13 protein-coding genes and 1 pseudogene are annotated in these 13,391 nt (G+C 39.2%); 1 reads left to right on the forward strand and 13 read right to left on the reverse strand.

Going from position 1 to position 13,391, the window contains the following annotated elements; genetic code table 11:
- Positions 1-129: 129 nt before the first annotated feature.
- Genes KPY62_RS01615 through KPY62_RS01625 form a run of 3 tightly spaced genes read right to left on the reverse strand, consistent with a single transcriptional unit; the run spans position 130 to position 4,384 of the window.
- Complete coding sequence (locus tag KPY62_RS01615; RefSeq protein ID WP_216580528.1) at positions 130-633, reverse strand: hypothetical protein; 504 nt, start codon at positions 631-633, stop codon at positions 130-132.
- Positions 634-664: 31 nt separating this feature from the next.
- Positions 665-1,162 carry a hypothetical protein gene (locus tag KPY62_RS01620; protein ID WP_216580529.1) on the reverse strand — a complete coding sequence of 166 codons (498 nt, stop codon included), beginning with the start codon at positions 1,160-1,162 and terminating at the stop codon, positions 665-667.
- Positions 1,163-4,384, reverse strand: coding sequence for a beta strand repeat-containing protein (locus KPY62_RS01625; protein WP_216580530.1), 3,222 nt, complete (start codon positions 4,382-4,384; stop codon positions 1,163-1,165).
- 34 nt (positions 4,385-4,418) lie between these two features.
- Between KPY62_RS01625 and KPY62_RS01630 the strand changes: the two genes are divergently transcribed.
- Positions 4,419-4,568, forward strand: a complete 150-nt coding sequence (locus tag KPY62_RS01630; protein WP_216580531.1) for a hypothetical protein — start codon at positions 4,419-4,421, stop codon at positions 4,566-4,568.
- A gap of 220 nt (positions 4,569-4,788) precedes the next feature.
- Here the strand turns inward: KPY62_RS01630 and KPY62_RS01635 are convergent, their stop codons facing one another.
- The 10 genes and pseudogenes from KPY62_RS01635 to KPY62_RS13640 form a co-directional block, all read right to left on the reverse strand.
- A complete protein-coding gene (locus KPY62_RS01635) occupies positions 4,789-5,646 on the reverse strand; it encodes a hypothetical protein (protein WP_216580532.1) in 858 nt (285 codons plus the stop codon).
- Positions 5,647-5,696: 50 nt separating this feature from the next.
- Positions 5,697-6,089, reverse strand: coding sequence for a hypothetical protein (locus tag KPY62_RS01640; protein WP_216580533.1), 393 nt, complete (start codon positions 6,087-6,089; stop codon positions 5,697-5,699).
- A gap of 6 nt (positions 6,090-6,095) precedes the next feature.
- Positions 6,096-7,553: a polymorphic toxin-type HINT domain-containing protein gene (locus tag KPY62_RS01645; protein WP_324033713.1), complete on the reverse strand. Its 1,458-nt coding sequence runs from the start codon at positions 7,551-7,553 to the stop codon at positions 6,096-6,098.
- A gap of 385 nt (positions 7,554-7,938) precedes the next feature.
- Positions 7,939-8,460: a hypothetical protein gene (locus KPY62_RS01650; RefSeq protein ID WP_216580534.1), complete on the reverse strand. Its 522-nt coding sequence runs from the start codon at positions 8,458-8,460 to the stop codon at positions 7,939-7,941.
- Between the two features lie 50 nt (positions 8,461-8,510).
- Positions 8,511-8,969, reverse strand: a complete 459-nt coding sequence (locus tag KPY62_RS01655) for a DUF6334 family protein (RefSeq protein ID WP_216580535.1) — start codon at positions 8,967-8,969, stop codon at positions 8,511-8,513.
- Between the two features lie 5 nt (positions 8,970-8,974).
- A complete protein-coding gene (locus KPY62_RS01660) occupies positions 8,975-9,388 on the reverse strand; it encodes a hypothetical protein (RefSeq protein WP_216580536.1) in 414 nt (137 codons plus the stop codon).
- 68 nt (positions 9,389-9,456) lie between these two features.
- Positions 9,457-9,609, reverse strand: a complete 153-nt coding sequence (locus KPY62_RS01665; RefSeq protein WP_216580537.1) for a hypothetical protein — start codon at positions 9,607-9,609, stop codon at positions 9,457-9,459.
- Between the two features lie 55 nt (positions 9,610-9,664).
- Positions 9,665-10,069, reverse strand: coding sequence for a hypothetical protein (locus KPY62_RS01670; RefSeq protein WP_216580538.1), 405 nt, complete (start codon positions 10,067-10,069; stop codon positions 9,665-9,667).
- 17 nt (positions 10,070-10,086) lie between these two features.
- Positions 10,087-10,623, reverse strand: coding sequence for a hypothetical protein (locus KPY62_RS01675; RefSeq protein WP_216580539.1), 537 nt, complete (start codon positions 10,621-10,623; stop codon positions 10,087-10,089).
- Positions 10,620-13,343, reverse strand: a pseudogene (locus tag KPY62_RS13640) (hemagglutinin repeat-containing protein); the annotation flags it as partial. The gene KPY62_RS01675 and the pseudogene KPY62_RS13640, both read right to left, overlap by 4 nt.
- Positions 13,344-13,391: the final 48 nt, after the last annotated feature.

Genomic DNA, 13,391 nt, shown 5'->3' on the forward strand with positions numbered 1-13,391 from the left:
TTTGAACAAGTTAAACTTTATATGAACTGACATATCGTATGCGAGATAGCTATTTATCAACCGTTTGATAAACTAAACATTTTGTAAAACTAACTCATATACATAAGAGAGCATAGAAACTATTGTTAACTAATAAAGACAGTGAACACTAATCACAGCAATATTTTGATTTGGATCTTCATCTAAAGATACATCTAAACCATTCGATACACTTAATCCATATTTATTATCACTATTTATCAATAAGAAACTCTCACCTGTTGAAGTTCTTTCAAGCTCACCAAATTCGGCAAGATCTATAACCTTGTCTCCAAGGCCATATTTTCCGAGTATTTTACCCTTATACTGATTATCATTATTTGTTTTAAATACATTGATGCAATTGAGCTTCTTATCAGAGTTAAAGAAAAAACTCATTACAATATCATTATTGGTATATTTTTGTTTGTCTTTGCTAAAAACGTCTATATAATCGCCGTTATCTTCAAAATAATAATTTTTGTCAAGTTTCTCTAATGCTTTTCTTACATCGTCACAGTCTTGATTTGAAATAGTAAAACCAGCAATACTTTTACCTGGCACTATATCAGCGCTAAAATCTATTTCATATACACTCATTACTGCACATTCCATGTTCTTCCTTGTATAAAAAAGCAAATTGTATTCATTTCAAATCATGATTATAAACTCTAACTTCTTGAATCTTTTGATCAGGATCATCGTCAACTTCTAAGCCATCTGCTACAAAATAAATACCGTGAATGACCTCTCCATCTTCATCCATTAAGTAGTGAACATCTTCACTATCATCCAAAACTAGAGGGTGTTTTATATCACCGATTCGACTACCTATCTTTACTCCCCCCTCAAACACCTCTCCTTTATAACCCTTACCAGCAATAACTACATCCAAGCTACCCTGTGCGTTAAAACCCAACTTAAGCTCAGGGTTAGAGAAATATATTATATTCCCATTATCGTTAGGAACGATGTACATTAAAACACTTTCATTATCTATATAAATATCTGTAGTCCAAGGTATTTTATTTCCATCAACAACAGTTTTTACTAAAGGTAAAAAATTTTCTATTCTATCTCCAAATTTAATCCCTGCTATTCCTTTTCCTATTTCAGCCTTACCATATATATCTAAGTTACACATTTATTTAATTACCTTGTATTTACCATTGACGTATTGAAGTCTTTGCCCCTGCTGGTTATAGAAAGTTGAGTACTTAGCTGTACCTACAAATGTCTTAGGGTCAATAACATAAATTTTTGTATTACCATAAGCATCTTTTACTGCTGGTCTGATGAAGCCAGCCTTATCTTTTTCTGCTTTTCTAAGTTCAAACTTAATATATTCCCCTTCATGTTGACTTCTTTCTTTAAGCGGAAGATTACTTGTTGATGGACTATGTTGTATCTTTGCTATTTCAGGATGATTGTTTATGGCATAAACTTGAGCATTACCTGAACCTTTGGCCTTTTCTTTTACAGAATTAACATGATAACCATTTATTTCAAAATAGGTTCTAAGTTGTTGCGAGTCCAATCCATACGCATTCGTAGGTTTCAAAGGATTGATATGCTTAGGAATTCCAGCTTCTTTGGCGAGGTATTCTCGATACTCTTGCGGGTTATTATAACGTACATCAACACTAGCTTGGTTAGCGACTTTGACAGTTTTTGCTACTGCTCCAGCTCCTCCAGTTGTCAAAGCTATTACTGCTTCTGTACCAAGTATACTAGATAATTCACCCTGCATTCTTCCTGCTAAAGCAGGATTAGTCAACTTTGCTTTCTCATAATCAGCTTGCCATTTCACTATTGCATTGTTCATAGCAATAGAGGAATCAACAGGATGAAGTATTAATTGCGCTATTGCTTTTACTGAATCAGTAGCGACTGTATCTGGATTTGTGGCAAACGCTATCACACCTTTTGCGATGTTCTTAACGCCAGTTCCTTTTGATGCTTCATGAGCTGCAATGTATGCGTCTCTTTTATTTTTATCATTTGGATATATTAGTTTAGCTTGACCCTGCGCTGAGTATCTGTCACTAGGATGACTACAACTCATGTTAAGACCTGTACCTGTACATCGATATCCAGCTTCATTCTCAAACGCATCGCCAGCATCCTGCTGAGCCTCTAACTTCTCCTTATCACTTGCAAGTTGCTCCTGTTGAGCTTTGGAATCATTAACCGCTGTGATTGGTCTTGGCGTAATCGTCGTGCGCTCCTCCGCGATAGCGCCACTATTCGCCCATTTTCCTAAGTCAAAGGCACTATTGCCCGTTTTACCCATGACATCAGCAGCGGCTTCTCCTTGACCATTTTGATGAGCGGCGTCATGGTTGATGACTTCAACCACATTGCCCATGCTATCTGTACTAAGATAAGTGTCGGTGCGATTGATAACGTTGGTTGTGCCTTGGACTCTGTTACCGTCTACGTCACGTAAATCATCAACGAGACTGATTTGCGTACCCTCAGCGTCAGTACCTTGAGTGATAGCGGTATTAAGCTGATTGAGGGTGTCTTTGTTGTCAACGCTATTAGTCAGCTCACCTTCTTGTATAGCTTCTACGGTGGCGGCAAGATTAACGGTGTTATCACTCATGCCCGTTTCTAAGTTATTGATCAGCTGAGTGACGTTGTTTTTAGCTTTATCAATACCTGATTTATTCAGGCTGTCAGGGTTACTATTGCCTTTGTCTAGTAAGCCTGCTGCGATAGAGGGAACGGCTAATCCTGCGGTGCCAGTGATAGCAGCCACGCCTTTAGTGTTCTTCCCAAGCTCCCTCTGCTCTTTGGCAATCTCCTCTCGACCTGCTTGGGTAAACACTCTAGTATCGATACCCGTATCAACATCAAGGCCACCTGTTTGCATGTCTTTGGTGATGATCTCAGTGTTCAATGCATCACGGTTGACCCCTGCCAAACTGTCATTGCCTGTGCTGGCATCACTAGTGACTACAGCACCTTGTCCAATTGTTGCTTTGGTGACGCTTTCAAAGTCTTGACCCGTGTTCCCCAGTTGAAGACCGACATTGTTAAGACTGACCCCTGTTGCGGTTTTACCTGTGCTGAGACTACCACCGATGCTCTTTTGTTCTTGGGTTGCGGTGTTGACAAGATCTTTAGTGACCAGACTGCCTGTAGTGAAGTTAAGCGTGCCGTTGGTTTGGTTGCCGTCAGCATCAGTTTGGATATTGGCAATGATGCCGCCTGTGTTAATGGTGCTGCCTGCGGTGAGACTGTGGTTGTCACCATTGTAGACAATACCGCTTTGCTCAGCAGCGGTTATACTTTGACTATTGCCTTGGGCTTTATTGGCTCCGATGCTGCCACCGCTTGGGAGGCCGCTATTGAAGTTGATACCTAGATTGCTCCCTGAACTGCTATTGCTACTACTGGCCGTGTTTTGGACGGTCTCAATAGTGAGGTTGTCTGTGGCATAGTCGCCGCCACCTGCGTTGATGCGGCCACCGGTTAAGTTAGTAGTGCCTGCGTAGCCGTCAAAACGACCAACATTGAGCTCACTGTTGGTGTAGGTATTTTCTTGGCTTTGAGATTGGCTTTGCTGGGTGCTGATGCCGACACTGGCATTACCTGTGGTGCTGATACTGCCTGTTTGGCTGTTGGTTTTGCTGCTGCTATCACTGCTACTGGTGTTGGTGCCTGCTTTTAGATTGAGGCTATTTAAGTTATCAACATTAAGCTGTCCGATATTGCCTTGGAGTCCGACACTCGTAAAGTCATCGCCTACAAAGGTAGCGTTAGCGCCATTTAATTCAGTACCTTGCCATTGTCCTTGGGCTTGAGTCTCAGTAGTGGTGGTTCGAGTGTTCTCGGCATTGGCGGTGGCACTAAAGCCTAGGGTGCCAGCAGTGTTAGCAGCGCCAGCGGCGACGCTACCTAAGTTGATTTGGGCATTGGCGAGATTAAGGGTGGCTGCGGCTAGGTTGATCTCGTAGTCTTTAATAGCATCCGAGCTGAGCTCACCTCGTGTGGCGCGATCTTTGGCATCGCTAAGCGCATTCTTGGCAGCGGCAAGCGCTGAGCCTGCTTCTTTAACTTGTTCAGCAGCGCTGATGGTATCTACTGCTGCGTGATGTACGTCAACACTGATTCGAGTGGTGTCGGTTTTATTACTCTGGGTGACGGTTTCGGTGTCCTCAACACCCCCTAAGACGGTGGTCTTAGCGCCAATCAATAAGCTACCTGTCTGTTGATTAGCGTTGAATTTGGCTGCGGTGGTGGTGAGGCTACCATCAGTCATATCACCTAAGACGACGATGTTGTCACTGCTGATAGTGACGCCTTGGTTAGTCCCTGTGGTGGTGGTCTTAGTATCTTCGGTATCGGTACGGACCACAGCGCCAAGTTGTAAGCTGTCGCTGTTCAGCTTGATGCCTTCGCCGCCAATGGCTTCTTTCTGTGCAGTCTCAGTGGTGGTGGTAGTGCTAGTGGCTATCCCTAAGTCAATGTCGTTACCTAGTATGTATGTGCTGCCGCCCGCTTGGGTGGCAGTGAACTGGGTGCCTTGTCAAAAGCAATAAAAATAAGAAGCTTGGCCTGTAGATTTGGGTTCTTTAAAGGTCGTGAAATATGCGAGGCATGGGCTATTTTTCTTTAATAGTTAGCTTTGTGCCTCGTCCCTCGGCAGGGGCAAGTACAGTTTTGCAGTTAGATAAAGAAATCTTATTAAATATGTTTAAGATTCTGGATGTAGCAAGCTCCATTCAGCCTAAATGCTTCATAAAATGCATAATACTTATTTTAATACTGAAAAGCCTCTCCATAATCTCTAAAATCAAAAAAGCCTTCTTGCCTCGACAATAAATGAGCTGCGTATTTATCTATTGCTTCTGCTGGGTTGATAAGCTTCTTAATACTATAAACATCTTGGTCTTGGATAAAAAACATATCCTTTTGAATATGATTAGTAATAGAGAATAATTGAAAGTTCTTCTCTTGCTCTAAACCGTTAAACCTAGTATCGATTAAAGCACGAAGTTGAAAATGAGTGGCATAACTATCGTCATCTTCATAGTCAACTAAAGAAGGCCGTTGAAACTTCTCTTCTAAAAAAGCGACCTTCTTCTTAGCCTCATTTTTCTTTCCTTCAATATCTGGACAAAGAAATACTAACGGTGGATTATTACTAGAGGGCAGGCCACTTGGTGCCACTGGTCCATAGTTTACTCCGTCGGAAATATACCAACCTGCGCTACGCCACAACCATGATTTGATAATCTCTATTGGTAAATTAAATTCATTTTCTTTTGCATCATCAGAGATATAAGGAGAATATCTTAAGTAAATGATAATGCCATTAATATTGATCCCAGACGCTGTGATATCTGAAAATACCTCTGGATTGGCCGTTCTTTGAATAGCATAAAAGAACTCTTCTTTTACACCTGATAAAACCTTATAGGTTTCGGGTTGATTATCTTTGAAAGGAGAAAAAAAATACTCATGAAAACTTTGCTCTTGAGGCTTAGCATCTTTAAAGTTTAGTGAATTAAATTTAATTTTTGTTTCATCTCTATTTTTTATATGAACATCATCGATATTGATTTTATTTAAATCATAGTAAATCTCATCAAACCTACTCAAGACATCGGTATTCATTCTATTTAACTCCTTTTGCTTTGATAAAGATTAAGCCATCTATATGTCATTCATAATTTCTTTGTCATCTTTAAACTATTAGAGAGGCTCTCAATAACGTTTAGACTTTCTGGTATAAATATCCATGTATCAAAACTAACAGCTGTTACATCATCGAAAGAACTTATAACGTCTTTTAACTTAGATTCTAGGACTGGCAAAGAATTATCATTCCAGATAATAAAACACGAAGAACTTAAGTCTAAAGTCAGATTTCTTCTAATATTATTTATATCATCTAGCACAACTTTACTATCGATAGCTTTCCAATCAATCCTTCCGCATCCACTAGACTCAAACGGAAAGGAATTAGTAAATTTTTTTAATATATTTGCTGACTGTTCTGATGTTAAAATTCTAACATTATCAAGAGCTTCAACTGCTTCTTCAAGTAGAATATTCATTGTCTATTACCTATTCAGTTGTTTGAGATAATTTACGAAGTCGACTTCAGTTCCTCCTTCTATTGGAATAGCATATTTTTTCGCGTTTGTTCCTTTGCCGTTTCTAAAATCCTCCACATTAAAATGCAATCCCTTAGTATCATCATAATCTAATCGCCATCTGACTTTACCATCAAGTGATTGGCGACCCACAACCTTACCATACCCCTGGCTGACTTCTAATCTTCCTATTACTGGATTTGAATTACCCATAGGAGCGACATCATCAATCAGTTGAAGTGCTTTATTTCTAGCTTGCTCAAATGATCGTACTGATGGCAACACAATTTCACAACAATTAGCATTGTGTACCCAAAGACCTATTTCACCAATATGATAAGTATGGAAGTCCTGTACTTCAAAGTTATAAACCGTTTCATTCTTATCTAAAGCAGTTTGGCTAATTATTGTCGCAGTAGCTTTACCATGCTTATCAAGTAGCTTCATCCCTGCTTCTAAAATAGATGCCTTACGCCAGCCTTCACCGTCAATCCAAAACGGATGCTCTTCTGTGGTATTGATGGTTTCTTCTAAGCCGTTGTCGTGTTCTATCTTAACTTCAAAGATAGCAGAATTAGGCGTAACCTTGGTGTCAATGACAGGTCGATAATCATATTTGTCACCAAACTCTTCTCTCGACCAAACCAGTTCGCCACGCTCAATAGCTTCAATGGGTTTTGTACCATCTATAGTATGGATTAGCGTGCCTGCGGTAAAGCATACTGTGCCACTACATACCTTACTAAAGTCTAAATTTTTAGCTGCTCCTGCTTGTTTAATAGGAGTACCTGTGATTACAGGTAGATTTGAGCCTATATTTGTAGAAGGCAAGTCAGAAGCTGCACTTTTGCTAGCCTTTCTACTAGCAGCTAGTTTAGCAAGATAAGCAGAACTATACTGCTTGACTACTCTACCTTTATTTGAAATTATAATACCACTTTTGCCTATACTAACGACCATATTGGCAGTTGAACCCGACCCAGCCATCAAAGGCGTAAAAATATGGATTGCAGCATCTTCTACATCAAATCCTAATGTCTTAGACATACTTTTTACGAATTTATCAAAATCTTTCTCTGTTATAGGTCGAGTTTTAGTTCCCCATACATTTTTCATGTCCTCCCACTCGCCAGAGTAACCAGGTACAGTACCGTCGTAGATTCCACCATCATCAAAAGCATCGCCAGCATCCTGCTGAGTCTCTAACTTCTCCTTGTCAATTGCGAGTTGCTCTTGCTGGGCTTTAGCATCGTTAGTAGTTGTGATTGGTTTTGGTGTGATCGTTGTACGCTCTTCTGCAATAGCGCCACTGTTCGCCCACTTGCCTAAGTTAAAGGCACTGTTGCCTGTTTGACCTATCACATCAGCTGCAAATTCTCCTTGACCGTTTTGATGAGCGGCGTCATGGTTGATGACTTCGACCACGTTACCCATACTATCGGTAGCAATATAAGTATCGGTACCATTAATGACGTTGGTTGTGCCTTGGACTCTATTGCCTTCTACATTACGTAGATCATCTACCAGACTGATTTGCGTACCCTCAGCATCAGTGCCTTGGGTGATAGCAGCATTAAGCTGATTGAGGGTGTCTTTGTTGTCAACAGAATTCGTCAGCTCGCCTTCTTGTATGGCTTCTATAGTGGCGGCAAAATTGATAACTTAAAAATAAAAAAAGCTACGATATAAAGATTTATATCGTAGCTTTTGGATATATTATTCGTTGTTGTTAATAGCTTAATATGCATAATAAATTTGCATTATTTCGTTATGATAAAACTACTTATTCATAACTGTCTTACTGTCAAATTTATTCTCTTAAATTATTCAATATAACTAAATTATTATCTGTAAGCAAACTATCATAGTAAACTTTATCATCTTTTAGTTTATTACCATCTTGAAATACAGTGCTAACAAACATTTTGATATTACTCCTCACTACATCACTACTTGCTCTAATGTATAAATTATTAAAATACATTAGATATTTCTCCATAAGTTGCAAATCAAAAATTTTAAAGTTTTCAGAAAACATTGATGCAAAGCTCATCGATTCAAGATCAACAATCATGATTCTAATTAATTCTAAAATAAAACAGTCTGGTATAGTTTTAAATGATGCGCACAAACCGTAATAAGAAGTTAGAGAGATATCTATATCAGACTCTTCACTGTCCTCACCATAATAATAGTTAGAGTTTAATATTGCTTGATGTTTCATCCTATTAAAGTTTATTACTTTTCCATAGTCCAAATCATATATTTCGTAGGGCATAACGAAAACATCGTTTTCAACTTCATCGTTTACTACATCCTCTATACTTATCATTTTTATCCGTTTTCTTTAATGAATGCTTACCAAATTAGTCATCACTTATTTTAAAATTCTGAATGTATATAATTAGTTGATTTGCCAAATTCATGACACCATATAGTTGATGCTGCACCCATAAATTGTAAATAAGATAGCTGACTTTTATCCTTATTTTCTACTCTAACATGAAACTGAATAGCGTCATGAGAACCAGTATTGTTAATCATATGCCAATAATAAAAAACAGTGAAACTATTAGCTGAGAAAGGGTTTTTTGTTTCCATATACTTATATGAACTTGTCAACATAAGATTTTCAATTGACCAATATAACTCATCAGTATCATTGTTTACATTCAAATATATAGTGCCTAAGACGTCTGTTTCAAATTGAATGCATTCAATTTGGTCGGGCGCACCTTTAATTTGGTCGGGCATGTCTTCATCAATATAAAACCTCATAGATAGTATATTTACAATACCATCTACATTAATCTTGTCTTCAAACATATCACTATTGTTCATAATTATTACCTTTTTTGGCTTAATCTTTTAGCATCTTTTATTAGCTTCAGAGCCGTTACAGCATCGGGATCACCTCTAGCTGCTCTATTTGCAATTTCGCCTACTTTCTCATTTCTTAGATAACTTTCGACTTTATTAACATTGCTACCAGTACCACCTCGCGAACGTATTGCGTCTGCTACCGTCTTATCTTTCAAATTTGTTAGATTACCTAAACTCCTCTTACCTTTTCCAGTTAATTTAATGCCTCCATCGCCATCATCATCAGGATCTGGCGGTGTAGAAGCAACTTGCGAAGAACTTCCAAACGCATTCTGCCCGTTACCTCGATCATTACCCTTAGATTTAGCAAGTATAGCATTAGTAGCTTTTCTGACTTCTTCAGCGGCAGCAATAGCATTTTCCTGCGCATTATTCAAACCAGCTTTAACAGTTTCAGAACATATTTCTGTCGCTGCACAACCAGCTATACCTAAACCTGTTAAACCTACTGCTGCTTCTGTAGCGCAGTTTGAGTCGCATTACCTACATTGGTCACTCCAGAAGGATTAGTAGTTGGCGCAATTGAAGATTGATAAACTCTTGATGCTTTGCCTGTTTTTGGGTTCATGACAAAAAAGCTACGATACGTATTAGACATCGTAGCTTTTTAATAAGTTCAATTATTAGTTGCATAGAGTAATAGTTCTACTAACTTATAATATATGACTTGGTAATATAGTTTCATCCAATAATTGATTGAAGCTCTTTTCATCAATCTTTACGGCCTGACTTGTACCAGTCCTTTGCTTCTTCCATAACTCAATAAAATATCGATTATCAATTTCGTATAATATGTAAGGTTCAGATGAGGAGAAATACAAGTATTCCTTCAGTGTTTGGTCAAGGTTTTTAAGCCTAGTGTTTTTATCAATAATTTGATTAAAGTTATAGCTATCGCTCTTTAACTCCTCAAAACTTTGTTTGGTGATCTGTACAATTCGGTCTCTGCCACCATAACCGCCATTCAAAAATATTACGAAATAATAATTTTCAAGATTGTATAAGGCATATACTTCTGGTCTTTTAGAAAAATAAAATATATTTAATGTTCTTTTCATTATAATTACAATATTTTTTAGCGTCGTATTTTTTGACTAGTTTCAATTAACTGTGGATTAGTTGGATCCACTGCAAAAAGTGTATAAAAGGAGTATATAGGGTTAGAAGTACTGTTTATAGTTACACTATTTTTATCGGGATGTTCTATAGATTCTTGTGCGAAACTTTCAATATACAAGCTACTTTTGAGGTTATCTGTTAACTTGATTTGAAAACGTAAACTACCATCTGCATTATAAACAGCTGCATTATTGGGATATTTAAAAAACCACGGATAACTGGTAGCTTGACTAAACTTGCTTGGCTGTTCTTTGTAAATAACAATAAATCCCGTGCGATCGGGTAACAGCTCTATAATGTTGGAGATTGGAATTGAGATTTCTTGACCATCTGCTAGCTTAATAAAACGTTTAGATGAAATTACTTTATGACCTTTACTGAGATGAGTATATAGTCCAGAACCTTTATTCTGATCTAGACTGCTTTCTATAAATAATTGTCCATCATCGCATGTACTTTTAATCAAAACTTCTTCAATCAATGTTTTTTTCATTTTAATGCCTTAACTCTATTTAATGAATCTAAATCTACTTTAAACTGTCCTGGGCTTGCAGCAGGATGGTCTTTAAACTCTACCTGATGCCCACCTCCTGACAAACGTTGTTCAGTAGCGGTACTCCACATGTCACCTACTGTACCTTCACGCACTTTAGTCCCAGTTTTAGCAGTGAAATTAACAACATATAAGTTGCCAGATTTCCACTCTTCAGGAACACCGAGTTTATTACGAACATCTGCAACCGAACCAACAGGTGTATCAGTTGCCCAACCTCCAAGATTCGATGCTGGATTTTCATTATTTCTAGCAGCTTCCTTCATTTTATTTAGCTGGCTCTCATCAACTACCATTTGAAATGTTCTTGGCTCTGTCAATACATGGTCAGTGACAGTTGTACCATTTTGCCAAGCAGGTCTTTGCGTACCCCATCTTTCTAGTTCTCGTACTGAATCCAAACCTAGATTTTCAGCAATTTGGTTGTCATTTATCCATTTAGTATCATCTACACGCTGTAGACCATCTCTATCAGTTACCTGTCCTGCATTAATATTTTCTGCGCGATGTACAACTGGGTTATTAGGCGTTGCAGTAAAATCTCTAATAGCTGAATCACCAAATCCTGAGTTATCCGTATTAACATTATTATCAATACGCTGAGCGTCTATTTCTGCTTTCGAAGCTGCACTATTCACTGTAGTTCTAGGCTTCGGCTTAGTAATATTTGCTACTGCTCCACCTGCACTTAAATCAGCACCTAGCTTAATATAACCAGCAGTTTCTTTAGGCACACCTAATTTATCTAAGGTGGCGGAAGGGACTTGCTCGGTCGGTTTTTTATTATAATTCGACCCACCTGTAGCCATATTGTCTAAACCATTAGCGATTAACACCGCACCTGCTGGACAACCAATTCCTGAAACACACGCTCCTGTACCTACTACTACTTCACCAGCACCAGTAACTGTCTGAGCAACAGGAAGCACTTTCTCATTTAATGTCTTGTCCGATGCTGCCTGAATACTATTGCCACCGCGTAAATCAACCCCACCCCCTCCATTAATAATAGCCTGATTCTTAGATTGCGATTGTTTTTCAAAATCCTTTTGAGAAATTACCTTCGCAGTTGTGGTTGGTTTAGCCTTACCAGGAGTAGGTCCTGTTGTCTTAGCGTTGTAAGGCTGCACCACACCACCAACCCAACTATAGCCATAACTCTTCGTTTCTCCCTTAATAAAATTAACGAGATTAGTATCAGGTTTTTCAATGTTATTGAAATTTTGAGTAATAGTAGTGTACTCTCCAGTAGAAGTAGTCTTCCACAGTCTAGAATCAAAATCTGATGCTATTCCATGGTCGTACATTGCTTTATTAATACCATCCTTACTGGCATTTTTATGAATTTTTACTGTTCTTTTGCTCGTCCATTGTTCGCCATACTTTGTACTATTAGCCCATCGTAGGGCATCCTCTATTTCTTGCAAGGTATAAGGTTTACCATCAGCACGCTTCCAGCCTTTCTCTTTTGCTTTCTTGAGTAAAATATAAGCCAAGTCTTGTTCCTGCGGATGCAACTGTCTATTATTAGCATCCACATTAGTAGCAGTCACTGTACTTGAGGTGTCAAGTCCTGCTGCACTGCCAGCACCTAATAGCGTCAAACTAACCAAACCACTTGCTGTGCCACTAGCGATACTTTCGCTCATGCCTTTATCTACAAGTGCTTTCGCTATCTTCTCTTGTACATCATTAAGCGTTGGCGCAGCGGCAGCGACGCCACCTGTGGTTAGTGCACCCTCAATACTACCAGTACCTAATGCGCCAAGCGCTGTGTGAGCCGCTACTCGGTAAATGCCGCCTTCATCCCATCTCTGTAGTGCCTCTTGCTTTTCTTGAGCGCTCAAAGTCGTGTCAGCTCTAATCGCTTTCATACGATTATTGGCAAAGTCCCCAACCGCCTTCGGTGCTTCCTTACCGAACTCTTTAGTAATCTGCGTCTGCGCCCCAAGCTCCTCAGTGACCTGACTGGCATCAAACACACTCTCAAGCTTGCCGCCAAGAGCTTCACGATTCTCAGTAGTCAGATTACCTTGTGGATCGTTATAGCCACTCACGCCGCCTTTAGTAATACTGCTATCACTGTCACCATCTGTGCCATAACCAAGCCCATTCATAGCAGCTTGTGGTTTGTTATTGGTTTTACCGATACTTAAACCTGCTGAGAATGCATCACCTTCATAGCTTGTGGTGTTTATGACGTCAGTTGAGGTGACGCCTTGTTTAAAGACGATATTGCTCTTGCCATTGGCTTGTGCTTCCTCTGATGTGGTAAACACAGCGCCTTTGAAGTTACCTTTGCCTTCAACGATTAGATCGGCTTCATTGGCGAAGAGGCCTGTTTGTTGTCCGACAATTTTAGAATTCGCATTGATATCGGTCTTAGCACCATTGACAGAGAGACTGGAGCCTTTACCGTTACCCATGAGGTCAACATCTAGGGTAACGCCTGCGCTCTTTTGATTGCTGTCGTAATCGTAAGTGTCTTGTGGCGATTCCATGTTGAGGTTACCACGGATAAGACCTTGGACTTTATCCGTGTTAAAGACCACCCCTTTACCGTTGAGATCGTTACCAATATTAAAGGTGGTGGTGCCACCGACGTTGATTTGGCTGTTGGCATAAGTGACTGAGTCGCTGTTAGCAAACCCTTTGCCTTTATTGGTGTTAAGAAATGGAAAAAGCTACGATTCATGAGAGATTGTAGC

Source organism: Psychrobacter sp. TAE2020 (genome assembly GCF_018919485.1).
Lineage (GTDB): Bacteria > Pseudomonadota > Gammaproteobacteria > Pseudomonadales > Moraxellaceae > Psychrobacter.